A 21,937-nucleotide genomic window follows, 5' to 3' on the forward strand; every position below is an offset into this window, starting at 1 on the left:
ACCATGTCCCCCGATCAGAACCGGCGCGTCGTCCTCGGCGGCGCTCCCGTCGATCTCGCCCAGCACGACGAGGCCGTCCGCATCATCGCCACCCGCGCCGCAGCGATGGACGGCGCGCCGCTGGGCGTGCTCTCGGTCAACGTCGACCACATCAACCACTTCGGGCAGGGCGGCCGCTGGCAGCACGTCCTCGAGCACCGCGCCGAGCCCGAGATGTCCGCTCCCGCGACGCTCGTCCTCCAGCCCGGCGGCGAGGGCTCCGTGGAGTGGACCGAAGCGGAGTCCCGCCGGCGCGATCGGCCCGTGCAGTGGCTCTCCCTCATCGACGGCAGCCCGATCGCCACGCAGGCCCGCCGGCTGACGGGTACCGCCTGGCCGCGGCTGGCAGGCAGCGACCTCATCGGCCCGCTGCTCGACCGCGCCGCGGTGGACGGAGTGCGTGTCGGCGTGCTCGGCGGGTCGGTCGACGCGCAGGAACGGCTGCGCGCCAGGCTGGCCGAGGAGCGCCCCGACCTGGTGCTCGCGGGTCTCTGGTCGCCGACCCGAGAGGAGCTCGCCGATCCCGAGGCCAACGCCGGAGTCGTCGAGGCGATCCGTCGTGCAGCCGTCGATCTGCTCATCGTCGGTCTGGGCAAGCCCCGGCAGGAGCTGTGGATCGACGAGCACGGTCCGAAGACGGGTGCGCACGTCCTGCTCGCGTTCGGTGCCGCGGTGGACTTCCTCGGCGGCTCCGTCCGCCGGGCACCGCAGTGGGTCGCCGACCACGGAGTCGAGTGGCTGTGGCGCCTGGCGATGGAGCCGCGCCGGCTCGCGCGCCGCTACCTCGTCGAAGGTCCCCTCGCTTACGGCCGCCTGCGACTGCACAGCACGACCACTCTCGATCGTGAGCCCACCCTGCACGGCACCAGGCTCTCCGCCCTCGCCGGTGGCGGGGAAGGACGCTTCGTCGGGCCGGGCGAGCCCGCCGATGTCGCCGCGCTGGTCGTGAGCTACCGCTCCGCCGAGAGCCTCGACCGCCTGATCGCGAGCCTGCGCGACGAGGCCCGCGGCGGCGTCCGGCTCCGCGTGATCGTCGTCGACAACGCCTCCGACGACGGCTCGCTCGCGGTCGCCGCGGCGCACTCCGATGTCGTCGCGATCGATGCGGGCGGCAACGTCGGCTACGCCGCGGCCGTCAACATCGCCCGCCGGCACGCCGGCGACACCGGAGCGCTCCTCGTCCTCAATCCCGACCTCGTCGTCCTCCCTGGAACGGTCTCGCGCCTCCTCGCCCGCATGGACGCCTCGGAGGCCGGGATCGTCGTTCCGCTGCTGCGCGATGCGAGCGGCGCCACCGCCCGGTCGCTCCGCCGCGAGCCGACCCGTCTGCGAGCGCTCGGCGACGCCCTCCTGGGCGATCGCCTCCTCGACCGCCCCGCCTTCTCGAGCGAGACCGACAGCGATCCCGAGAGCTACCGGCACGCCCACGCGATCGAGTGGGCGACCGGCGCCGCCGTGCTGATCGACTCCCTGGTCGCCGCACGCCTCGGCGACTGGGACGAGCGGTTCTTCCTCTACTCCGAGGAGACGGACTACTTCCGCCGCGCCCGAGAGCTGGGAGCCGAGGCCTGGTTCGAGCCGACTGCCGAGGTCGTCCACGAGGGTGGAGGCTCCGGCCAGTCGAGCGCGCTCGCCGCGCTGCTCGCCGTCAACCGGGTCCGCTACGTCCAGAAGTTCCACGGCACGCTCTACTCGAGCACCTTCCGCCTCGTGGTCCTGGCTGCGGAGGCGGCGAGGAGCCTGCTCCCCGGAGAGCGCGGGCGGTCGCACCGCCGCGCCGCGGTCGCCCTCGCCCTCGGCTCCCGCCTCGCCGGGCTGCCGAGCGCCGCCCCCGCGGGAGCGATCGCGCTCCCCCACCCCACGGGATCCGTGATCGTGCCCGCCCACGACGAGGCGTCGGTGATCGAGCGCACCCTCGCCCCCCTCGCCTCCGCGGCCGCCGCGGGCGCCCTCGAGGTGGTCGTCGTCTGCAACGCCTGCACCGATCGAACCGCCGAGATCGCCCGCTCGTTCGCCGGAGTCACCGTGGTCGAGATCCCGGAGGCCTCGAAGACCGCGGCCTTGAACGCCGGCGACGCCGTCGCGACCTCGTGGCCGCGCCTCTACCTCGATGCCGACGTCGACGTCACCGCAGAGGCCGTCTGGAACGTCTTCGATGCCGTCACGCGCGGCGGACTGCTCGCCGCCCGGCCGACGGCGGTCTACGACGCGACGGGCGCCGATCCGCTCGTCCGCGCGTACTACCGAGCCCGCTCGCGGGTGCCCTCCCTGCACAGCGCGCTCTGGGGGGCCGGTGGCTACGCCGTCAGCGGGTCGGGCCACGAGCGCATCGGCGCCTTCCCCGCGCTCATCGCCGACGACGAGTACGTCGACACCCGCTTCACGCCCGCCGAGCGCGCGGTCGTCGCGACGGCACCGGCTGTCGTCCGGGTACCGCTCACCACCGCGAGCCTCGTCGGCGTCCTGCGCCGCTCGCACCGCGGCACCGTGGAGCTCGCGGAGGCCTCCGGCGAGCGCCGCCGCGGCAGAACCGCCGTCGACCTCGTGTGGTCGGCTCAGGGGCCTCGTCAGCTCGCCGATGCGGCCGTCTACGCCGGTTTCGCTCTCGCGAGCCGGGTGCAGAGCGCGAGCGAGACCGGCTGGACCCGCGACGACACGCGCCGCGCCGCGCGGGGGGCGTGAGCGATGACGACCGTCCTCGAGAAGACCGGGCCGCCGACGCTCCTGCGCCTCACCGCCTACGCGCTCTTCCTGACACCCGCCGACGAGGTGCTCGCCCCCCTCGGCGCCTCGGGTTACCTCGCGATGGTGCTCGCGCTCGTCCTCGCGGTGGCCTGGCTCGCCTCGGCTCTTCTGGGGCTGCACGACCCCGTCCCGATGCGCCACCCCGGCCGTTTCGGGCTGACCTTCCTGCTCGGGGTGAGCATCCTCTCGTACGTCCGGTACACCAGCGGAGACACCATCACCCGGACCGGCGAGGGGCAGCTCAGCGCCGACCGCTGGCTGCTGCTGCTGTTCGCCTCGGCGGGTATCGCCCTGGTGACGACGCAGAGCGTGCGCACCCTCGAGCACGCACGCATCCTGATCGGCTCGCTCGTGAACGCCGCGACGTTGTGCGCGGTGGTCGCGCTGATCCAGTTCACGACGCACACCGATCCCGTCGAGCTGATCCGCGGCGCACTGGTCGGCTTCGTCGACAACGGAGGCAGCACCCCGTTCCAGGACAGGGACGGTCTCACGCGGGTTGCCGGCACCACCTTCCACCCCATCGAGCTCGCCGTCGTCTCGTCGATGCTGCTGCCGCTCGCCGTCTGGCGCCTGATCTACGATCAGCGCACCGCGCGCTGGCTGCGGGTCGCGTCGTGCATCCTCCTCCTCTCGGCGGTCGCCCTGACCGTCTCCCGCTCGGGGGTGCTCTCGCTCGTCGTCGGGATGGGTGTCGCGCTGGTCTTCCTCCCTCGTGCGGCACGGAGGTGGGGGTACGTCCTCGCGCCGGTCGCCGTGGCCGCGTTCTTCGTCACCACTCCGGGACTGCTCGGCACTCTGACCGGATCGATCGGCGCCGGCACGAGCGACACCTCGATCGTGAACCGGCTCGACAACTACCCTCGCGTCGCCGCGCTCGTCGCTCACCACCCGCTCCTCGGAACAGGCCCCGGCACGTACCTGCCCGACAGCGCCAAGCTCATCCTCGACAACCAGTACCTCGGCTCCGCCATCACCCTCGGGCTGCTGGGCGCCGCCGCCGCCGTCGCGTACTTCGGCGTACCGGCCGTCTTCGGCCTGATCGCCGCGCAGTTCGCCCGCGACCCCCGCCTCCGGGCACTGACCGGGAGCGTCGCAGCCTCGGCCACCGTCGCCGCGGTCGCCTCCGCCACGTTCGACTCACTGGGCTTCCCGGTGTTCGCCCTGCTGTTCCCGTTCGTGCTCGGCCTCTCGGGGAGCTGCTGGCTCCTCGTCCGCTCCGAGCTCGGACTCCCCTCCGCCCTGACGACGGACGCCCGCGCCCGCGTCGACGGCGAGATCGACCACTCCCCAGAAAGGCTGTCCTGATGGACCCCGTCTCCGTACTCCGCACACTCTGGCGCCACCGGCTCCTCGCGGCCGTCGTGCTCACCCTGACCGTCGTCGGGATGGCCTACGTGCTCGTGCTGTCGCCGCGCACCTACGCCTCGACGGCGACCTACGCGCTCGTCAATCCGCAGCTGCCGACGACGGCCGAGCTCGAGGCCGACCCGGCGCTCGCCGCCCTCAACAGCGACAACCCCTACCTGCGCTCCTCCGACAACTCCCTGGCGGCCCAGGTGCTCGTGACCGTGCTGAACAGCGACGGCACCGCGGAGGCGCTCGCCGCGCAGGGCCTCAGCACGCAGTTCGCCGTGGAGCGCTCGGCGTGGTCGGGTCAGGGACTCCTGCTGAGCGTGACGGCCGACGCACCGACCGCCGACCAGTCGCTCGCCACGACCTCGGCGCTGGGGGGGATGCTCGTCGACACGCTGCGGAGCATCCAGACGGTGAACGGCGCCGACGACCGCTACCTCTTCACCGCGCTCGAGGTGCAGACGCCGCTGAAGGCCATCGAGCAGGTGTCGGACCGGCTCCGCGCCGTGATCATGGTCGGAGTCGGCGGCTTCGTCCTCCTGTTCGCCGCCGTGTCGCTCGCCCGCGCGATCGAGGGCCGCAGGAAGACCCCGGCTCCGGCTCCGATGCCTCCGGCACCCGCTGCGCCGCCCGCCCCGACCCCGCGCTCCGCACCGCCCGAGCTCGCCCGTCGGCGTTCTCAGCCGGCCGGTCGCCAGCGGGTCACCGGCTTCATCCGGCGCTGACGGCGGAAGGGGCGCAGACCGACGAGTCGGCTCCCGAGAGGGAGACGCGGGAGTCGGGCAGGTGGTCGAGGGGTTGCTGCGGTTGCTCATGACGGCATCGCACCGCACACCTCCGACAGCGGCGCTCCGCACCCGGTACCGCGCGCCGAACGGTGGAGAGCAGGCGCGCGCCGTCCCTGTGGAGGAGCCCGCCGGACCCGTGCCGCAGGCGGGCGGGAGCGGGAACCCGTCAGACCGGCGCGAGCGCCCCGTCCCGCTCGACGTACTCGTCCCCTGTCTCCGGGCAGCGCCAGCCGCCCGCACCCTCCGTCGCCACGAGGCGTGCCCCAGCCCGCCCGACCCAGCCGATCCGACGCGCGGGCACGCCCACCACGAGCGCGTAGGCCGGCACATCGGAGGCGACCACCGCGCCGGCCGCGACCATCGCCCACGCACCGATCCGCACCGGCGCCACGCAGACCGCCCGCGCGCCGATCGACGCACCGTCCTCGACGACGACCGCGACCGCGTCCCAGTCGTCCGCCGACTTGAGCGCGCCGTCGGGAGTCACCGCCCGGGGCCGCAGATCATTGGTGAACACGACGGCCGGCCCGACGAAGACTCCGTCGCCCAGCACGGCCGGCTCGTAGACCAGCGCGTGGTTCTGGATCTTGCAGCGATCGCCGACCACGACCCCCGGCCCGAGGTAGGCACCTCGCCCGATCACGCACTCGCGGCCGATCCGCGCGTCCTCGCGCACCTGGGCGAGGTGCCAGACCAGCGTCCCCGCCCCCACCTCCGCTCGCGGATCGACGTCGGCGGACGGGTGGATGCGGGCGGTGTCCTCGGCCATACCGCAGTGTCCCATGCGCCTACAGCGCGAGCGCGAAGCAGACCGAGTGCTCCGACCCGACGTACCCTCCGAAGAGCGGGATCGGCGTGTAGCCCTCGCGCGTGTAGAAGCGGATCGCGTCGGGCTGCAGCGTGCCCGTCTCGAGCACGAGCCGCACCGCGCCCCTCCCGCGGGCCCGCTCCTCGAGTGCCCTGAGCACGGCCGTCGACACGCCCGATCCGCGGGCGCCGCGCGCCACGAACATCCGCTTCACCTCGATCACTCCGGGGCCGAGAACGGAGTCGTCGAGCGGCCGCAGGCCACCGCACGCCACCGCCTCCCCCTGCTCGTCGCGCGCGACGACGAAGACCGGCACGTCGTCGGCCGACGGCGCCTCGCCCGGCTCGTGGTCGTCGCTGCCGTAGCGCTCGTCGAGCTCGCGGCGCTGGGCCGCTCGCAGCGCCTCGGCCGACGGATGCGTCCACGCCACGTCCTCGATGTCCCAGCTCATCCGATCCCGCCTCTCCGGGCCCCGCCCGTCGCGGCGCCCGATTCATTCTCGCGTTCAACCCCTTGTCGATCCGACGGCGCCGTCGTCTGCTGGAACGACCTGACCGACGACGAAAGGCCTCCTGTGCTGTCCGACCACCCCCTCTGCCCCGTCCTGCTCACCACCGACCTCCCCGCCTCCCGCGCGTTCTACGCCGATGCCCTCGGATTCACGGTCCTCGAGGAGAGCGCCTCGGCGATCGCCTACGCCTGCGGAGGCACCCGCTTCACCGTGACCACGAGCACCATCGGGTCGAAGGACGAGCAGACGAAGGCGGCCTGGCGCGTGCAGGATCTGCGGGCCGAGCTCGACGACCTGGCCGCGCGCGGCGTGCGGCCCCAGGACTACGACTCCGACGAGCTCCGGACCGAGAACGGCATCGCCGATCACGGCGACGTCTGGGCGGCGTGGATCCTCGACCCCGATGGCAACGCGCTGGGCATCGAGCAGCTCAAGGACTGACGCGCCGCCCCGCGGACGGCCGGCACCGGCCCGCCCTAGAATCGGCGCATGCCCGACGACTCCGCTCCTGTTCCCGCGCCCGGCTGGTACCCCCACCCCGCCGACATCGGATCGGAGCTCTACTGGGACGGCGCGTCGTGGACGGACCGCTCCCGTCCCGCCGTCCCCCCTGCATCCGTCCCGCTGTACGGCACGCCGAGCGCCCCGAGCACGCAGGCCCCGCAGCCCGGCGCCCCGGCTCCGCAGCCCGAGCTCTTCGCCTACCCGTCCGCGCCGTCCTCCGCCGCCAGCCGCAACCCGCTGGCGATCGCGAGCCTCGTCCTGGGCATCATCAGCATCCTGATCAACCCGCTCCTCGTCCCCTCGATCCTCGCCATCGTCTTCGGCGTCCGCGGCCGCGCGTCCGCCGAGAGCCTGGGCGGCGGCAGGGGCCTCGCCACGGCAGGGCTCGTCACCGGCATCGTCGGCATCGTCACCGGCGTCCTCTCCTTCCTCTCGAACCTGTCCGACCTCGCCGGACTCGCGGGGTGAGCCGGGGTGCATCCACGCCGGTGAGGGCTCGTCGGAGCGCCCCCTGGCTCTTCGTCGTCGCCGTCGCCCTGGTCGCGTTCGTCCTGCGCGGGCCGATCGTCGCGCTGGCACCGGTGATCGACGCGATCCGCGACGACCTCTCGCTCTCGTCGGGTCAGGCCGGGGTCCTCACCAGCATCCCCGTGCTGTGCTTCGCGCTCGCGACTCCACTCGCGCTCGTGGTGATCCGCCGCGCGGGACCCGATGCCGCCGTCGTCGTCACGGTCCTGGGAGTCGCGCTCGGCACCATCCTCCGCTCGGCCGGGGACGTCGTCGCCGTGGTCGCCGGCACCATCGTGATCGGCGTCTTCATCACCATCGGCAACGTCGTGGTGCCCGTCGTCATCCGCCGCGACGTGTCGCCCGAGCGCGTGGACCTCACCACGGGCGTCTACACGGCCGCCCTCAACATCGGCTCGACGATCACCTCCCTCGGCACGGCGCCCCTCGCGCTCGCGCTCGGCTGGCGCGGCGCGCTGCTCGTCTGGCTCGCCCTGAACGCCCTCGCACTGCTCGGCTGGCTGCTCGCCGTCGGTCCGGCGCGGGCGCTGAAGCCCGCGCCGCGCGTCACCGCCGACCGCGGCCCCGCGGCGCCCGCCCCGCGCATCTGGCGCAGCGCCACCGTCCTGGCCCTCGCCGTCTGCTTCTCGAGCCAGGCCTTCTCGTACTACGGAGTCACGGCCTGGCTGCCCACGCTCCTCGTCGACCGCAACGGCTTCACGATCGCAACGGCCGGCGCGAGCTCCTCGGTCTTCCAGCTCGCGGCGGTCGTGGGCGCGATCGGGGTCCCTCTACTGGTCAGGCGGCTGCGTCCGCTGGGCAGTATCGCGCTGGTCGGCGTCCTCTGGTGCACCGTCCCCGCCGGTCTCCTCGTCGCCCCTCAGCTCTGGGCGCTGTGGTGCATCCTCGGTGGCATCGCGCAGGGCGGCGGATTCACCGTGGTCTTCGTCCTCGTGGTCCGGCTCTCGCAGTCGGATGCGCACGCCTCCCGCCTGTCGGCGACCGTGCAGGGAATCGGCTACGCCGTCGCTGCGACCGCTCCCACCGTGCTGGGCGTCGCCCACGACGCGAGCGGCGGCTGGGACGCCCCGCTCACCGTCGTGCTCGGCGCCACCGTCTCGTTCCTCCTCTTCGGCGTCTTCGCCGCGGCGCGCCACTCCCGCACCGCCTGACCCTCGTCAAGGCCCTCACCTGAGCGGCGCCGGGGCAATAGCGTGTCGGCATGGCCGAGAAGAGCACGACCCGTGAGAAGACCGCGCCCGAGCCCGACGACTCGCGCAAGCCCGACGAGGTCAGCGAGATCACCAAGCGCTCCTGGCTGTACGTCCTGAAGAAGACCGCCCGCGAGTTCGGCGCCGACCAGTGCACCGATCTCGCCGCCGCGCTCACCTACTACGCCGTGCTGGCCCTCTTCCCCGCGCTGCTCGCCATCGTCTCGGTCCTCGGCGTCTTCGGCCAGGCGCAGGCCACCACCGACACCGTCCTCGAGCTCGTCCGCAACCTCGGGTCGGCTCAGGTCGTCGATCTGCTGCGCGAACCGATCCAGTCGCTCATCACCTCCCCCGCCGCCGGCATCGCCCTCGTCACTGGAATCGTGGGCGCGATCTGGTCGGCCTCCGGATACGTCGGGGCGTTCGGCCGCGCGATGAACCGCATCTACGAGATCGACGAGGGGCGTCCCTTCTGGAAGCTGCGCCCGACGATGCTGGGCGTCACGGTCGTCACCGTGATCCTCATCGTCATCGCGGCGCTCCTGCTCGTGCTGAGCGGCCCGGTCGCCTCGGCCGTCGGCGACGTCGTGGGCCTCGGCCCGGCGGCGCTCACCGTGTGGAACATCGTCAAGTGGCCGGTGCTCCTGGTCATCGCCGTCGTGATCATCGCGGTCCTGTACTACTTCGCGCCGAACATCCGGCAGCCGAAGTTCCGCTGGATCAGCACCGGGGCGATCCTCGCCCTCGCCATCTGGCTGGTCGCCTCCGTCGGGTTCGCGTTCTACGTCGCCAACTTCTCGAACTACAACAAGACCTACGGCTCGCTCGGTGCCGTGATCGTGTTCCTGCTGTGGATCTGGATCACCAACATCGCCCTGCTGTTCGGCGCCGAGTTCGACGCCGAGCTCGAGCGCGGCCGACAGCTCCAGGCCGGCATCGAGGCCGAAGAGACTCTGCAGCTCCCGCCCCGCGACACCGCGGCGAGCGAGAAGAAGCAGGCGGTGCACGCGCAGGACGTCCGCGACGGGAAGTGGCTGCGCCTCTCCTCCGAGAACCGCTCGTCCGACGCTCCCGATCAGGACGACGAGGCCGCGAAGAACTGATCCCTCACGACTCGGCATCCCAGAGGGCGCGGTAGTACGCGGCTCGCGTCTCGTCCGTCGCGATGCCGTACTGCTCGAGCAGCAGCGGTTCGAGTCCCGGCCCGTAGTTCCAGCGGAGGCTCATCGCCGCGATCGCGAGATCCGCCCAGCGGTCGCCGACGCCCAGGTCGCCGACGTCGACGGTCCCGCACCAGTCCCCGTCGTCGTCCAGCAGCGTGTTCGGGGCGCAGGCGTCGCCGTGCACCACCACGGGGTCGACGAGCAGCGGAGGCGCTCCCAGCCCCTCGACACGGCGATCGAACCACGAGTCCCCGCGCAGCGCCTCCGGCACCTCCGCCACGGGCAGGGCGTGCAGCGCCCGCAGCCCCGCCGCGATCGCCCGCACCGCCGTCCCGGGCTCCGCGATCCACCGCGGTGACACCGCGCTCTCCCCCGGCAGCGCCCGCGTCAGCAGCCACTGCCCGCCGTCGTCGCGCCCGTGCTCGACCAGCGCCGGCGCCGCGATCCTGCCCTCGAGCCAGCGCAGCCGCGCCGCCTCCCGGCCGAGATCGATGCCGGCCGAGTCGGGGCTCCACTTCAGGTACCCGCCGGGCACCCGGAACGTGAGCCCGTCGAGCTGGTTCCGCCAGACGAGCTCCGGAGCGACGCCACCGTTCCTCGCGAGGGCGACAGCCGGTACGACGGCGCCGTCGAGCGACCACTGCCGAGAGAGATCCGGTCCGGTCATCGCGCCAGGCTACCGTGCGGCGTTGTGCGTGGTCTGACCACAGGGTACGGTGTGGTCAGACCACAGAGAGGCGGACGATGAGCGACGGGGATCGTGCCTGGGAGAGCGTGCTGGCCCACGTCGAGGGCCTGCTGCTCACCGGTGCACTCTCGCCCGGCGACCGCCTCCCCGGCGAGCGGGTGCTCGCCCTCGAGCTCGGAGTCGGCCGCTCCTCCGTCCGCGAGGCCGTGCGCGTCCTCGAGGTGATGGGCCTCATCCGCACGAGGACGGGATCCGGTCCCACCTCCGGCGCCGTCATCGTCGCCCGCCCCACCGGTGGGATGAGCGCACTGCTGCGCCTCCAGGTCGCGGCCAGCGGCTTCGCCGTGGAGGACGTCGTGCGCACACGTCTCGTCCTCGAGACCGCGGTCGTCGACGATCTGGCCCGCACGACCCCTGTCGCGCTCGACGACAGCCGCGAGCTGCTCGACGCCATGGACGCCGAGACGCTCGAGCACGACGCGTTCCTCGCCCTCGACCAGCAGTTCCACCTCTCGCTCGCGGAGGCGTCCGGCAACGCCGTGATCGCCGCCATGACCGCGGGCCTCCGCGACGCCGTCGAGGGCTACGTGCTCGCTGCCGCCCGCTCGCTGCCCGACTGGCCGAGCACCCGCGACCGCCTCCGCCGCGAGCACCGCGCCCTCGTCGCCGCCGTCGACGCGGCCGATCCCGAGCTCGCCCGACACCTCGTCCAGACCCACATCTCGGGCTACTACGCCGAGACCCACCTCACCGCGAAGAAGGACTGACCATGGTCGACCGCCGAATCCCGAAGGTGCGCGATCTCGCGCCCTTGATGCAGTTCAAGACGCCTGAGCTCGACCTCAAGAAGGCCCGGCTCGACAAGGCGCTGACCGTGTACGACCTGCAGCGCATCGCCCGGCGCCGCACTCCGAAGGCGGCCTTCGACTACACCGAGGGCGCAGCGGAGGCCGAGATCTCGCTCGGCCGCGCCCGCCAGGCGTTCGAGGACATCCAGTTCAACCCGGCGGTGCTCCGCGACGTGTCCGAGGTGCGCACCGGCTGGGACGTCCTCGGCGCCCCCGTCTCGCTCCCCTTCGGCATCGCTCCGACCGGCTTCACCCGGATGATGCAGACCGAGGGCGAGATCGCCGGAGCCCGCAACGCGGCCAAGTGGGGCATCCCCTTCTCGCTCTCCACGATGGGCACGACCGCCATCGAGGACGTGAAGGCCGCGAACCCGCACGGCCGCAACTGGTTCCAGCTCTACATGTGGAAGGACCGCGACCGCTCGATGGCGCTCGTCGACCGGGCCGCCGCCTCCGGCTTCGACACCCTGCTGGTCACGGTCGACGTCCCCGTCGCCGGCGCACGCCTGCGCGACAAGCGCAACGGCTTCTCGATCCCCCCGCAGCTGACCCTGGGCACCGTGGTCAACGCGCTGCCCCGCCCGTGGTGGTGGATCGACTTCCTCACCACCGAGCCGCTCTCCTTCGCCTCCCTCGACCGCTGGTCGGGCACTGTGGGCGAACTGCTCGACACGATGTTCGACCCGACCGTCACCTTCGACGACCTGGCCTGGATCCGCGACCAGTGGCCCGGCAAGGTCGTCGTCAAGGGCATCCAGACGGTCGACGACGCCCGCCGTGTCGCCGAGCTCGGGATCGACGGCATCGTCCTCTCCAACCACGGCGGCCGCCAGCTCGACCGCGCGCCGATCCCGTTCCACCTGCTCCCCGAGGTCGTGCGCGAGGTCGCCTCGTCGGGCATGGAGGTGCACCTCGACACCGGCATCATGTCCGGAGCCGACATCGTCGCCGCCGTCGCGCACGGCGCGAGGTTCACCCTCGTCGGCCGCGCCTACCTCTACGGTCTGATGGCGGGCGGCGAGGCGGGCGTCAACCGGATGATCGAGATCCTCTCCGAGCAGATCACCCGCACGATGCGCCTCCTCGGCGTGACGTCGCTCGAGGAGCTGACCCCCGAGCACGTCACCCAGCTGCAGCGCCTCGCCCCGCGGGCGCTCTCGCCGCAGCTCACCCCCGCGCTCTGATCCCTGCGCGCCCGCCGGTCCCGAGGGGTCAGCGGGCGCGCAGGTAGCGCAGCAGGAGCGTGTCGCCAGAGGCGAGCACATGCGCCAGCCGCTGCTCCCGCGCAGCCGGCAGAGCTCCGCGCGCGATCCGGCCTGCATCGCCCGCCTCGAGCGTCGGGCTCAGGGTCAGGTCCAGCTCATCCACCACGTCGTCCGCCAGCAGCGCGCCGAGCAGCGACGGCCCGCCCTCGCAGTGGATCCGCGCGAGTCCGCGCTCGGCCAGGGCATCCCGCATCCGCGGAGCATCGAGCGAGTCTTCACCGCAGACGAGCACGTCCGCGACCTCCGCGAGCTCGGCGCGTCGGCGGGACGAGGACCGTCCGGTCGTCACCACGACGGGTCGCACCGGCGCCTCGGTGAACAGCCGCGATCCTGCGTCGAGGTCGAGCGATCCCGAGACGATCGCGAAGACCGGGTGCGGAGGCAGTCCCGCCGCCGTCCGCGCGCTCGCGGCCTCCTCGCTCAGGACCATCGGGCCGTAGCCCTCCGTGCGCACCGTGCCCGCCGCGACCAGCACCACGTCGGCCAGCCGGCGCAGCAGGTCGAACACCCTCAGGTCGGCGTCGCCGCCGAGCGCCCCCGACACTCCGTCGTGCGTCACGGCGCCGTCGACGCTCGAGACGAAGTTGACCCGCAGCCACCGCTCGGCTGCTCCCTCGGAGTACAGCGCGAGCAGCGCGTCGTCGTCGAGGTCCACGGCCGCGGACGGGAGCAGCCGGTCGATCACCGCGTTCATGCGCTCGCCGCCTCGATGTTGTGCCGCAGGTAGACCGGCGCGCGCCAGCCGAGGACCGCCTCCGTCAGCCGCACCGCGTCGACCGCCTGCCGCACGTCGTGCATCCGGACGATCCGCGCTCCGTTCAGGATGCAGATCACCGCCGCCGCGAGCGAGCCCTCGAGCCGCTCCCCCTGCGGCCGATCCAGCGTCTCTCCGATGAAGTCCTTGTTCGACACCGCCGCCAGCACGGGATACCCCAGTGCCGCCACCTCGTCGAGCCGCCGGGTCAGCTCGAGCGTGTGCAGGGTGTTCTTGTTCAGGTCGTGTCCCGGGTCGACGACGATCCGCTCCGGAGGCACTCCTGCGGCCAGCGCGCGCGCCACGCGGTCGCGGAGGTGCTCCACGACCGTCGCCACCACGTCGTCGTACTCGGGCCGGGTCGGCTCGCTCCGCGGCGCCCCCACGCTGTGGGTGAGCACGAGCTGGGCGGACGACGCGGCCACGACCTCGAGCATCCGGGGATCGTGCAGCCCGCTGGTGTCGTTGACGACGGAGGCGCCCTCGGCGATGCTCGCGCGGGCCACCTCCGAGCGGGTCGTGTCGACCGAGATCACCACGTCGCTCCGCTCGCTGATCCCCGCGACCACGGGCACGACACGATCGATCTCCTCCTGCAGCGAGACCGCGGGTCCGCGTCCGAACGGCACACCGCCGATGTCGACCCAGTCGGCCCCCTGCTCGGCGGCCCGCACGGAGGCATCGACCGCCCGGTCGAGCGCGAACGTGGACCCCCGGTCGTAGAACGAGTCGGGAGTGCGGTTCACGACCGCCATCACGGCGACCTGCCGCTCGAAGTCGAACTCGCGTCCGCCGATGATGCGCGTCATCGTCCAGTCGTCCTCTCGGGATGCCCGCGCCGATCGGTCGTCGGCGCGGCCCACCCTAGACGAGCCGACCCTGGACGGGCCTGATCCCGGGAGCAGAGTCCATCGCCTCCGGAGGGTCGAGCCGCTGCTCGCCCTCGAGGAGCGCCTGGAACAGCACGTGGTCCTGCCACTCGCCCGCGATCCGGAGGTAGCGGCGGGCGATCCCGATCCGCTCGAAGCCGTTGCGCTCGAGCACCGTCTGCGATCCGCGGTTGTGCAGGAGAGTCCCCGCCTGGACCCGGTGCAGCCTCAGCTCGTCCCGCGCGATCCGGAGCGTCTCGCCCACCGCCCGCGTCATCAGCCCGCGGCCCTGGAGCGAGGCGTCGAGCCAGTAGCCGAGATCGGCGCTGTCGAAGGCGCCGTGCACGACGTTCGAGAGCGTCAGGCGCCCGACGATCTCGCCGCCGCGCTCGAGCACCAGCGGCAGGACGCCGCCCGCCCGGTACGCGAAGAGCACATCGGAGACGGCGTCGGTCTGCCCGCCCGATTCGAAGAAGCGTGTCGAGCGCACGGGCTCCCACGGCGCCAGGTGGCGGCGGTTGCGCCGGTACGCGCTCGCGAGCGCAGGGCCGTCCTCCCTGGCGATCAGGCGGAGCCAGGTGGAGTCGTCGAGTGCGATCGGGGCGGGCATCGCGACGAGAGTAGCCGGAACGCGGGCCGTGCGGGCGGAACCGGACGAGGAGTGCGGCGCGGGCCTCGACGGCGGGACTCGCCGGGAACGACAGAACCCCCGGCCGCCGGGCCGGGGGTTCTCGTGGTGGGCGATACTGGGATCGAACCAGTGACCTCTTCCGTGTCAGGGAAGCGCGCTACCGCTGCGCCAATCGCCCGTTGCTCTGCGAAGAGCTCCTCGTTCGGTGAACGATCGAGGTGGATACGGGATTCGAACCCGTGTATACGGCTTTGCAGGCCGCTGCCTCGCCTCTCGGCCAATCCACCGTGTACGGGATTCGGTGTCGGCGGCCCGGAGGCCTGCCAGGCGGGACCGCACCCGAGGGTGTCTCCCGACCATTGTCTTTCTTCGGTCTTTCAGAAATACCGGCCCGGGGGCTGGTATTCGAGCGGATGACGAGATTCGAACTCGCGACCCTCACCTTGGCAAGGTGATGCGCTACCGCTGCGCCACATCCGCATGGAGGTCTTGCCTGTCTTGTGTCGTGCACTTCGCCGGTCTTGCCCGTACTGGTCTTGCCTCACTTGCCTTGTTCTCGTCTCGCCTCGGCGCTTTCGCTCCCCGGCTCGACCTAGAAGACTGTATCCGACGGCCGCACGAGAAACCAAATCGAGCGGGAGCCGATCTCGGCCACGTCGGCGCCTCCCCCGTCTTTCCGCGCGAAACCCGCCCGACACACTCCGTTCACCCGGGCGTGGCGACCCGGAGTGGTGCATCCCGCCCCGCCGGATCCGCTACGATCCTTACTCGGGTCGTCCACAAGACGGCCCTCTGGGCGATTGGCGCAGTTGGTAGCGCGCTTCCTTCACACGGAAGAGGTCATCGGTTCGAGTCCGGTATCGCCCACCCTCACCCCCGGTCCTCCGCCGGGGGTTTTCTCATGCCCGGGAGGTGAACCTCGCGATGATGGGCCGCTCCCACGCCGTGTCCGGCGCTCTCGCCTGGGCGATCGCCATCTCCGTACCCGCGATCGCCGAGCCGCTGCAGCTCGCGGCCCTGCCGCTCGATCTGCGCCTCGTCGGCCTCGGCGTCGCCGCCGGCTGGGCCCTCGCACCCGACGCCGACCATGCCCGCGCCACGATCTCCCGCTCGGCGCCGGGAGCCTCACTGCTCACCGCCACCGCCGGCCGCATCAGCGGCGGGCACCGGCACGGGATGCACTCGCTCCTGGCGATCGCCGTCGTCTGGTACCTGGTGCCGCTGCTCACCGAGCTCCGCTTCCCCGTCCCGCTGGTCGGGCCGGTCTCGCTCGCGGCTCTGCTGACCCTGCCGGCACTCGCCTTCGCGGTCAAGGCGATCCGCGCCGCCCCGTCCTGGCCGATCGCGTGGGCGGGCGCGGTCGTCGTCACGGTCCTCCTGATCGGGCTCGCCGACGGCACCTGGGCGTGGCTCCGGACCGCCGCGACCCTCGGCTACCTCGTCCACATCGCGGGTGACGCCCTCACCACCGAGGGGATCAACTGGCTGTGGCCGCTGCGCATCCGCTCGCCGCGCTGGGTCCGGCGCACGCCGCTGCGCCACCTCTGGACGTCCGGCGGCTACGCGGCGATCCCGGTGCTCGGCTCGGCCGGCTCCTGGCGCGAGACGATCCTCTACTGGCTGATGTCGGCCGCGACGATCCTGCTGACAGCGGCGACGATCACGGGCGAGCTCCTCTGAGCGTCAGAACACCTTCCCCGGGTTCATGATCCCGAGCGGGTCGAAGACCGCCTTGATGCCCCGCTGCAGGGCCATCGAGTCCTCGCCCAGCTCCTCCGCCAGCCAGCGCCGCTTGAGCAGCCCCACGCCGTGCTCCCCCGTCAGCGTCCCGCCGAGGGCGACGGCGGTGCGGAACAGCTCGGCGGCCGCCGCCCACACGTCCTCGCCGACGACGGTGGAACCCGCCGGCAGCACGAAGTTCGGGTGCAGGTTGCCGTCGCCGGCGTGCGCGACGGTGGGGATGCTGAGCCCGGTCCGCTCCTCGATGCCGCGGATGGCGGCGAACATCGCGGGCAGGGCCGAGCGCGGCACGCAGACGTCCTCGATCAGCACCTCGCCCACGGCCTCGAGAGCGGGGTGGAACCCGCGCCGCACGGCCAGCAGAGCCTCGCCCGCCTCCGGATCATCGGTCGACTCCGCGGCACCGCCGGCCGCGGCCACGATCTCGAGGATGCGCCGAGCCTCCTCGGCCGCTCCCCCACCGTCGGTCTGCACCAGCAGGTACGAGCGCCCGCGGTCCATCGGGATGCCGGTGTGGCGCGAGATCGCCGCGAGAGCCGCCTCGTCCATCAGCTCCATCACCGCGGGCCGGAGGCGCGCCGCCGTGATCGCGGCGCTCGCAGAGGCCGCATCCACCACGCTCGCGAAGTACGCGCCGATCGTGACCACGGTGCCCGTCGGGATCGGCCGGAGCTTCACCGTCGCCTCCACGATCACGCCGAGCGTCCCCTCGGACCCGGTGAGCAGCGCGGTGAGGTCGTAGCCCGTGACGCCCTTGACGCTGCGCCGACCCGTGCGGACGAGCCTGCCGTCGGGCAGCACCACGGCGAGCCCGAGCACCGCTTCCCTCGTGACCCCGTACTTCGCGCACAGGAGACCGCCCGCATTGGTCGCGATGTTGCCCCCGATGCTCGAGATCGCCTTGCTGGCGGGGTCGGGCGAGAACACGAGCCCGTCGGCGGCGACGGCGTCGGAGAGCGCCTGGTTGAGCACGCCGGGCTCGACGACGGCCAGCTCGTCCTCGAGTGAGATCTCGAGGATCCGGTCCATCCGCGCCGTCGAGAGCACGATCGCTCCGGAGGTGGCCACCGCTCCCGCGGCGAGTCCCGTTCCCGCACCGCGCGGCACGACCGGCACGCGGTGCCGCGTCGCGAACCGGAGGACCGCCTGCACGTCCTCGACCGACCTCGCGGCGACCAGAGCGAGCGCTCGCCCGTCGCTCGTCCATCCGGACTTGTCGGTGTGCACCGCCTCGAAGTCGGGCCCGTCGACGACGACGGCCGAGCCCAGCTCGTCGCGCAGCAGCGCCAGGAGGTCGGTGCTCGCCAGGATCTGCGTGCTCATGGTCCACTCCGGGGTGCTCGCGGTCGGTCCCCCGATCCTTCCACGGCGGCGGTGCAGGATGGAGGGATGACGGCACTCACGAGCGCGGGCCTCCTGCTGCACAGACAGGCGCAGGGCGGCCTCGAGGTGTTCCTCGGCAGGATGGGCGGCCCGTTCTGGGTGCGCCGCCCACGCGCCTGGTCGATCCCGAAGGGCCTGCACACCGGCGAGGAGGCGCCGCTGGACGCCGCCCGACGCGAGTTCGAGGAGGAGATCGGGTCCCCGCCTCCCGAGGTCGACTTCACCCTGCTGGGCACGTTCCGTCAGAGCAGCGGCAAGCTCGTGACCGTGTTCGCGGGCGCGGGCGACCACCGCGTCTCGTTCGTCGCGAGCAACACCTTCGAGCTCGAATGGCCGCGCGGCTCCGGAGTCGTCCAGGAGTTCCCCGAGATCGAGTCCGCCCGCTGGATCCCCCTCGCCGAGGCCCGCACCCTCCTGGTCACCGGACAGCTCCCCGCCCTCGACGCCCTCGAGTCGTCCCTCGCTGCCGAGTGACCATCCCCGGAGAGTTCCGCGTCACTGCTGGTCGAGTGGCCCTCGAAGGGACGGATCGAGATCCACCAGCCCGGTGGCAGCCGCCGACCGGGAACCCTTCTGAAACCGGCGGCCACCCACCACGACCCCGGTGGTAGCCGCCGACCGGGAACCCCTCTGAAGGTGCCGGCCCTTGACGGCCTCAGTACAGGTCGAGATCCGCCGGGGACAGCGGAACCGAGACGTCCTCGTCCGAGTACACCGGTGACGGTCCGCTGAGGCGGCTCGTGCGCGCGCGCACCTCGGCGACGAGCGCCTCGTCCACGATCTCGTCGGAGAGGGTGTTCTCCTCGGATACCAGCATCTGGCTCGCGGGCCCCAGCAGCAGCCGCACAGGACCCACGACGCCGTCGTGCAGCGCCGGGACATCCACTGTGTCGGCCGTCGACGTCATCGCGAGGACGCGCGCGTACTCGATCACCGCCAGGGCGATGTCGTCACCCGTGACGATGCTCTCCTCCGCGTAGTGGATGCGTCTCACGGGCTGTCCCTTCCGCAGCGGAGTCCGAGTCCCGCGTGCTGATCCAGAGTCGCATGCGACGTGCCGGCCGACCGTGGCGGGGTGGACATCGGGAGGGGGCTTTACAGCGGGCGGTCGGGCGTGCGGGGCCGAGTCAGTCGGCCGCCGAGTACACCCGGAGGCCGAGCGGCACGATGCGGACGCTCGTGCGCTCGAAACCATCGCGCTCGCCGTCGTACACCTCGGTCTCTCCGTCGTGCGCCCAGCCCGGATCCTCGCCGCCCGGCCGGCGGGCGAGAACGGTGAGCCGATCGGTCGAGAACGACTCGACCACGGGAGTCCGCCAGCCCGGCACCCGTCCCACGACGGGCGTCGCCGTGCGTCCGAGCACGAGCGAGAGCGCCCCGCGCGTGCGCGGTGTGCGCCCGGCGTGCAGGATGCGCACATCGAGCTGCCCGTCGTCCAGGCGACGCCGGGCGAGCGGCGCCGCGGTCCGAGGGTGCTCCTGGTTCACGCCGACGAAGTACGACCAGACCCGCTCGATGCGCTCGTCGCGCTTCAGGTCGAAGGGATCCGCCGCGCGCACCACCCGGAACGCCGCCAGGACCGCGGCCAGCGGCTTGCCGATCGCCCGCTCGTGCTTCTCGCGGGCCGCGACGAACTCCGGGTAGATCCCGATCGACACGGTGTTCAGCACTGTGACGGGCTCTCCGTCCCCGGCGCGGACCTCGGCGACGTCGACGTCCCGCCGCTCACCGAAGGCCGCCGCGTCGAGCGCGTCCTCCACCGTCACGAGCCCCAGCGCCTTGGCGAAGTGGTTCATGGTCCCGCCGGGCAGCACGAGGAGCGTCATCCCCTCCTCACGGGCGAGGGCGGCGCCGACCGCCATCGTGCCGTCGCCGCCGTAGACGCCGAGCACCTGCGGAGGCGCCTCACCGGCCCGCGCCGCCCGCACCACGTCCTCCAGCTCCTCGCCCCGGTCCAGCCGGTGCACCCTCGCGGCGGGGAAGCGCCCGCGGATCAGGGGCTCGGGATCCGGCCGGTGCGAGTCGCGACCCGCGCTCGGATTCAGGACGACCAGCAGTTCCGCCCCATCGCCGAGGGGCCGCCGGTCGACGGGTGGCCGGCCCGCCCGCTGCGACACCGGGACGTGCCGGGGCGACGCCGGCGCGAGGAGCTTTCCGGCCCCCGCCACCGCCGCGCCGAGAGCCGCTCCGCCGACGACGTCCGAGAGCCAGTGCACCCCGACGTGCAGCCGCGAGAACGCGACCGTGGCCGCGAGAGGCGCGACGACCGCCCCGGCACGCGGCGACTCGAGCGCGACTCCCACCGCGAACGCCGCGGCGCTCGCCGCGTGACCGGAGGGGAACGACGGCGAGGAGGGCACACGTGCGAGCCGTCGCCCGACCGGCACTCGCGCGGTCACCGGCCGCTCACCGCCGAAGACGTTCTTGCCGATGAGGTTCGCCACGGCGCTCGCGATCGCCAGCGATCCCGCACCGCGCAGCGCCTCCCGCGGTCGCCCCGCGAGCACCAGCAGCGCGCCGAGTCCGAACCACAGCACGCCGTGGTCCGCGACCCGCGACGCGGCGACGAGCCCTCCGTCCACGAGCGCGGAGGGCCTGCGCGCGTTCAGTCGTCGCGCGGCGCGTGCGTCGATCCGCCGCACCCACCGCGGGAGGGCGCCGACCCTCCGGAGCAGGACGAGCGGGGGCCGGGTGCCGCGGAGAACCATGGCCCCAGGATAGGAGCCAGCTCCGGGAGGTCGCCGTGCCCGCCCGGTCAGACCTCGCCGAACCCCGACTCGACCAGGTCCGCGAGCCGCGAGACCGCTTCCTGCGCCTGCGCACCGGTCGCCGAGATCACCACGTCGTCCCCGCGATCGAGACCCAGCGACATCACCCCGAGGAGACTCGTGGCGTCCTTGCCGTTCGCATCGATCCGCGCGTCGAAGGTCGTGGCGAGCGTCACGAACTCCGCGGCGGGGCGGGCGTGCAGGCCGTTCGGATTCACCAGCCGCACGCTGCGCCGGACACCCGCCGGCTGCTCGTCCGGCGAGACGGACGGCGCGGACTCCGCGAGGAGCGACCCGCGCGCCGACTCCGCCGCCCGGACGACGTCGGCGAGCGAGGCCCCCGTCGAGGCCGCGACCGCCGCGGCCACCGCCCCCTCGACGAGCGGCGCGTCCACGATCCTGAACCGTTCGCGCACCTCGTCGTCGAGGAACTCGACGGCCGTCTCCGCAGTCATGATCGCCGATCCGAGGTCGCACAGCACGACCGCGCCCTCGCCCGAGTCGGCCTCCTCGAGCGCCGCCGTGATCTTCTCGAAGCTCGTCCCGATCCCGTCGTCATCGGTCCCGCCCGCGGCCACGAGGGCGACGGAGGGGGCCATCTGCGCCGCGAGCTCGACCAGGCCGCGAGCGATCAGCGCGCTGTGCGAGACGAGGACCAGCCCGACGCTCATGCGGCGGCCTCGGCGGCGGCGCTCAGCAGGAGGACGGTCGAGACGCTGCCCGGGTCGCGGTGCCCGATCGCACGCTCCCCCAGGTAGCTCGCGCGGCCCTTGCGCGCGACCAGAGGATCGGTCGACTCGGCCCCCCGCTGCGCACCCTCGGCTGCGGCCGTCAGCACGGCCGAGGGGGACGCCCCGCCCGCGAGGGCGGCCTCGGCCGCCTCGACGGCCGGCGACCACGCGTCGATCATCGTCTTGTCGCCGACCTCGGCCTTGCCCCGCAGCACGATGCCGTCCCTGGCCGCCGCGAGCAGCGCGATCACGTCCGCGCCCTCGAGCGCCTCCTTGCCCGCGACGGCGCCGGACGCCTTGAGGAACGCGGTGCCGAACAGCGGCCCCGACGCGCCTCCCACCGTCGAGATCAGCGTGGTCGCCACGAGCTTGAGCACCTCGCCCGGAGTCGACGGGGAGGACCCGTCCAGCTTCCCGAGCACCGCCTGGAACCCGCGGTCCATGTTCTCGCCGTGATCCCCGTCGCCGATCGCCCGATCGAGGGTGATCAGCTCCACGCGGTGCTCCGCGATCGAGCCGGCGGCTCTCCGCATCCAGGCCGTCGCCCACGCCGCATCCAGAGCCTGGGCTCCCTGTCCGTCCTGCATCCTCGCTCCTTCGCTGTGCGGTGCATCCGCACCGGTGTCGT

Annotated in this window: 22 protein-coding genes and 4 tRNA genes; 12 read left to right on the top strand and 14 right to left on the bottom strand. The window is 72.8% G+C overall.

Features of this window, described 5'->3' with window-relative positions:
* The first annotated feature begins 3 nt into the window (after positions 1-3).
* Genes ASG06_RS19570 through ASG06_RS13290 form a run of 3 tightly spaced genes read left to right on the top strand, consistent with a single transcriptional unit; the run spans position 4 to position 4,865 of the window.
* Positions 4-2,721 carry a WecB/TagA/CpsF family glycosyltransferase gene (locus ASG06_RS19570; RefSeq protein ID WP_082499227.1) on the top strand — a complete coding sequence of 906 codons (2,718 nt, stop codon included), beginning with the start codon at positions 4-6 and terminating at the stop codon, positions 2,719-2,721.
* A gap of 3 nt (positions 2,722-2,724) precedes the next feature.
* Positions 2,725-4,092, top strand: a complete 1,368-nt coding sequence (locus tag ASG06_RS13285; protein ID WP_056042988.1) for an O-antigen ligase family protein — start codon at positions 2,725-2,727, stop codon at positions 4,090-4,092.
* Positions 4,092-4,865, top strand: coding sequence for a hypothetical protein (locus tag ASG06_RS13290; protein ID WP_056042991.1), 774 nt, complete (start codon positions 4,092-4,094; stop codon positions 4,863-4,865). The genes ASG06_RS13285 and ASG06_RS13290 overlap by 1 nt, the downstream gene beginning before the upstream one ends.
* A gap of 229 nt (positions 4,866-5,094) precedes the next feature.
* On the opposite strand, the gene ASG06_RS13295 is transcribed toward ASG06_RS13290, so the two are convergent.
* Positions 5,095-5,697, bottom strand: a complete 603-nt coding sequence (locus ASG06_RS13295) for an acyltransferase (RefSeq protein WP_056042994.1) — start codon at positions 5,695-5,697, stop codon at positions 5,095-5,097.
* Positions 5,698-5,716: 19 nt separating this feature from the next.
* Positions 5,717-6,187, bottom strand: a complete 471-nt coding sequence (locus tag ASG06_RS13300; protein WP_056042997.1) for a GNAT family N-acetyltransferase — start codon at positions 6,185-6,187, stop codon at positions 5,717-5,719.
* Positions 6,188-6,310: 123 nt separating this feature from the next.
* On the opposite strand from ASG06_RS13300, the gene ASG06_RS13305 reads away from it, so the two are divergent.
* From ASG06_RS13305 to ASG06_RS13320, 4 genes are read left to right on the top strand one after another with little or no spacing between them, the layout of a single operon-like run.
* The gene (locus ASG06_RS13305) at positions 6,311-6,688 is read left to right on the top strand and encodes a VOC family protein (RefSeq protein WP_056043000.1); all 378 of its coding nucleotides are present in this window, start codon (positions 6,311-6,313) and stop codon (positions 6,686-6,688) included.
* 48 nt (positions 6,689-6,736) lie between these two features.
* A complete protein-coding gene (locus ASG06_RS19575; protein ID WP_082499228.1) occupies positions 6,737-7,219 on the top strand; it encodes a DUF4190 domain-containing protein in 483 nt (160 codons plus the stop codon).
* A gap of 20 nt (positions 7,220-7,239) precedes the next feature.
* The gene (locus ASG06_RS13315) at positions 7,240-8,430 is read left to right on the top strand and encodes an MFS transporter (protein WP_056043003.1); all 1,191 of its coding nucleotides are present in this window, start codon (positions 7,240-7,242) and stop codon (positions 8,428-8,430) included.
* A gap of 50 nt (positions 8,431-8,480) precedes the next feature.
* Positions 8,481-9,572, top strand: coding sequence for a YihY/virulence factor BrkB family protein (locus tag ASG06_RS13320; protein ID WP_056043007.1), 1,092 nt, complete (start codon positions 8,481-8,483; stop codon positions 9,570-9,572).
* A 4-nt stretch (positions 9,573-9,576) separates the two neighbouring features.
* Here the strand turns inward: ASG06_RS13320 and ASG06_RS13325 are convergent, their stop codons facing one another.
* Positions 9,577-10,299, bottom strand: a complete 723-nt coding sequence (locus ASG06_RS13325) for an aminoglycoside 3'-phosphotransferase (RefSeq protein ID WP_056043010.1) — start codon at positions 10,297-10,299, stop codon at positions 9,577-9,579.
* Positions 10,300-10,376: 77 nt separating this feature from the next.
* On the opposite strand from ASG06_RS13325, the gene ASG06_RS13330 reads away from it, so the two are divergent.
* Both ASG06_RS13330 and ASG06_RS13335 read left to right on the top strand, forming a co-directional pair.
* Positions 10,377-11,087 (top strand): FadR/GntR family transcriptional regulator, encoded by a 711-nt coding sequence (locus tag ASG06_RS13330; RefSeq protein WP_056043013.1) that lies wholly within the window; start codon positions 10,377-10,379, stop codon positions 11,085-11,087.
* Between the two features lie 2 nt (positions 11,088-11,089).
* Positions 11,090-12,352, top strand: a complete 1,263-nt coding sequence (locus ASG06_RS13335; protein ID WP_056043017.1) for an alpha-hydroxy acid oxidase — start codon at positions 11,090-11,092, stop codon at positions 12,350-12,352.
* A gap of 28 nt (positions 12,353-12,380) precedes the next feature.
* On the opposite strand, the gene ASG06_RS13340 is transcribed toward ASG06_RS13335, so the two are convergent.
* The 6 genes from ASG06_RS13340 to ASG06_RS13365 all read right to left on the bottom strand — a co-directional run bounded on the left by ASG06_RS13340 (position 12,381) and on the right by ASG06_RS13365 (position 15,167).
* Entirely contained in the window at positions 12,381-13,127 is a 747-nt protein-coding gene (locus ASG06_RS13340) for a pyrimidine reductase family protein (protein WP_056043019.1), read from the bottom strand.
* Positions 13,124-13,996, bottom strand: coding sequence for a dihydropteroate synthase (folP, locus tag ASG06_RS13345; protein ID WP_056043536.1), 873 nt, complete (start codon positions 13,994-13,996; stop codon positions 13,124-13,126). The genes ASG06_RS13340 and folP overlap by 4 nt, the downstream gene beginning before the upstream one ends.
* A 55-nt stretch (positions 13,997-14,051) precedes the next feature.
* A complete protein-coding gene (locus tag ASG06_RS13350) occupies positions 14,052-14,666 on the bottom strand; it encodes a GNAT family N-acetyltransferase (protein ID WP_082499229.1) in 615 nt (204 codons plus the stop codon).
* Positions 14,667-14,790: 124 nt separating this feature from the next.
* Positions 14,791-14,865: transfer RNA gene (locus ASG06_RS13355), tRNA-Val, on the bottom strand.
* Positions 14,866-14,903: 38 nt separating this feature from the next.
* Positions 14,904-14,974, bottom strand: a tRNA-Cys gene (locus tag ASG06_RS13360).
* Between the two features lie 121 nt (positions 14,975-15,095).
* A tRNA-Gly gene (locus ASG06_RS13365) sits at positions 15,096-15,167 on the bottom strand.
* Between the two features lie 314 nt (positions 15,168-15,481).
* Here ASG06_RS13365 and ASG06_RS13370 point away from each other — a divergent pair.
* Positions 15,482-15,554: transfer RNA gene (locus ASG06_RS13370), tRNA-Val, on the top strand.
* A 57-nt stretch (positions 15,555-15,611) separates the two neighbouring features.
* The gene (locus ASG06_RS13375; RefSeq protein ID WP_156465983.1) at positions 15,612-16,367 is read left to right on the top strand and encodes a metal-dependent hydrolase; all 756 of its coding nucleotides are present in this window, start codon (positions 15,612-15,614) and stop codon (positions 16,365-16,367) included.
* Positions 16,368-16,370: 3 nt separating this feature from the next.
* Here the strand turns inward: ASG06_RS13375 and ASG06_RS13380 are convergent, their stop codons facing one another.
* Positions 16,371-17,750 (bottom strand): FAD-binding oxidoreductase, encoded by a 1,380-nt coding sequence (locus ASG06_RS13380; protein ID WP_056043025.1) that lies wholly within the window; start codon positions 17,748-17,750, stop codon positions 16,371-16,373.
* A gap of 66 nt (positions 17,751-17,816) precedes the next feature.
* Here ASG06_RS13380 and ASG06_RS13385 point away from each other — a divergent pair, with 66 nt between their 5' ends.
* Entirely contained in the window at positions 17,817-18,284 is a 468-nt protein-coding gene (locus tag ASG06_RS13385) for an NUDIX domain-containing protein (protein WP_056043026.1), read from the top strand.
* Positions 18,285-18,465: 181 nt separating this feature from the next.
* On the opposite strand, the gene ASG06_RS13390 is transcribed toward ASG06_RS13385, so the two are convergent.
* The 4 genes from ASG06_RS13390 to dhaL form a co-directional block, all read right to left on the bottom strand.
* Positions 18,466-18,804: a hypothetical protein gene (locus ASG06_RS13390; protein ID WP_056043029.1), complete on the bottom strand. Its 339-nt coding sequence runs from the start codon at positions 18,802-18,804 to the stop codon at positions 18,466-18,468.
* 133 nt (positions 18,805-18,937) lie between these two features.
* Positions 18,938-20,518 (bottom strand): bifunctional phosphatase PAP2/diacylglycerol kinase family protein, encoded by a 1,581-nt coding sequence (locus ASG06_RS13395; RefSeq protein WP_082499230.1) that lies wholly within the window; start codon positions 20,516-20,518, stop codon positions 18,938-18,940.
* Positions 20,519-20,565: 47 nt separating this feature from the next.
* The gene (gene dhaM, locus ASG06_RS13400) at positions 20,566-21,249 is read right to left on the bottom strand and encodes a dihydroxyacetone kinase phosphoryl donor subunit DhaM (RefSeq protein WP_056043032.1); all 684 of its coding nucleotides are present in this window, start codon (positions 21,247-21,249) and stop codon (positions 20,566-20,568) included.
* Positions 21,246-21,896 (bottom strand): dihydroxyacetone kinase subunit DhaL, encoded by a 651-nt coding sequence (gene dhaL / locus ASG06_RS13405; protein WP_056043036.1) that lies wholly within the window; start codon positions 21,894-21,896, stop codon positions 21,246-21,248. The genes dhaM and dhaL overlap by 4 nt, the downstream gene beginning before the upstream one ends.
* Positions 21,897-21,937: the final 41 nt, after the last annotated feature.

The organism is Rathayibacter sp. Leaf185 (genome assembly GCF_001423885.1).
Taxonomy (GTDB): Bacteria; Actinomycetota; Actinomycetes; order Actinomycetales; family Microbacteriaceae; genus Rathayibacter.

What these genes read in the sequence shown, in the direction of transcription:
- ASG06_RS13395 (WP_082499230.1), bottom strand. Translation starts at nt 20,518, where the DNA reads ATGGTTCTCCGCGGCACCCGGCCCCCGCTCGTCCTGCTCCGGAGGGTC.
- ASG06_RS13290 (WP_056042991.1), top strand. Translation starts at nt 4,092, where the DNA reads ATGGACCCCGTCTCCGTACTCCGCACACTCTGGCGCCACCGGCTCCTC.
- dhaL (WP_056043036.1), bottom strand. Translation starts at nt 21,896, where the DNA reads ATGCAGGACGGACAGGGAGCCCAGGCTCTGGATGCGGCGTGGGCGACG.
- ASG06_RS13335 (WP_056043017.1), top strand. Translation starts at nt 11,090, where the DNA reads ATGGTCGACCGCCGAATCCCGAAGGTGCGCGATCTCGCGCCCTTGATG.
- ASG06_RS13325 (WP_056043010.1), bottom strand. Translation starts at nt 10,299, where the DNA reads ATGACCGGACCGGATCTCTCTCGGCAGTGGTCGCTCGACGGCGCCGTC.
- ASG06_RS13350 (WP_082499229.1), bottom strand. Translation starts at nt 14,666, where the DNA reads ATGCCCGCCCCGATCGCACTCGACGACTCCACCTGGCTCCGCCTGATC.
- ASG06_RS13285 (WP_056042988.1), top strand. Translation starts at nt 2,725, where the DNA reads ATGACGACCGTCCTCGAGAAGACCGGGCCGCCGACGCTCCTGCGCCTC.
- ASG06_RS13330 (WP_056043013.1), top strand. Translation starts at nt 10,377, where the DNA reads ATGAGCGACGGGGATCGTGCCTGGGAGAGCGTGCTGGCCCACGTCGAG.
- ASG06_RS13385 (WP_056043026.1), top strand. Translation starts at nt 17,817, where the DNA reads ATGACGGCACTCACGAGCGCGGGCCTCCTGCTGCACAGACAGGCGCAG.
- dhaM (WP_056043032.1), bottom strand. Translation starts at nt 21,249, where the DNA reads ATGAGCGTCGGGCTGGTCCTCGTCTCGCACAGCGCGCTGATCGCTCGC.
- folP (WP_056043536.1), bottom strand. Translation starts at nt 13,996, where the DNA reads ATGACGCGCATCATCGGCGGACGCGAGTTCGACTTCGAGCGGCAGGTC.
- ASG06_RS19570 (WP_082499227.1), top strand. Translation starts at nt 4, where the DNA reads ATGTCCCCCGATCAGAACCGGCGCGTCGTCCTCGGCGGCGCTCCCGTC.
- ASG06_RS13300 (WP_056042997.1), bottom strand. Translation starts at nt 6,187, where the DNA reads ATGAGCTGGGACATCGAGGACGTGGCGTGGACGCATCCGTCGGCCGAG.
- ASG06_RS13340 (WP_056043019.1), bottom strand. Translation starts at nt 13,127, where the DNA reads ATGAACGCGGTGATCGACCGGCTGCTCCCGTCCGCGGCCGTGGACCTC.
- ASG06_RS13375 (WP_156465983.1), top strand. Translation starts at nt 15,612, where the DNA reads ATGATGGGCCGCTCCCACGCCGTGTCCGGCGCTCTCGCCTGGGCGATC.
- ASG06_RS13320 (WP_056043007.1), top strand. Translation starts at nt 8,481, where the DNA reads ATGGCCGAGAAGAGCACGACCCGTGAGAAGACCGCGCCCGAGCCCGAC.
- ASG06_RS19575 (WP_082499228.1), top strand. Translation starts at nt 6,737, where the DNA reads ATGCCCGACGACTCCGCTCCTGTTCCCGCGCCCGGCTGGTACCCCCAC.
- ASG06_RS13295 (WP_056042994.1), bottom strand. Translation starts at nt 5,697, where the DNA reads ATGGCCGAGGACACCGCCCGCATCCACCCGTCCGCCGACGTCGATCCG.
- ASG06_RS13380 (WP_056043025.1), bottom strand. Translation starts at nt 17,750, where the DNA reads ATGAGCACGCAGATCCTGGCGAGCACCGACCTCCTGGCGCTGCTGCGC.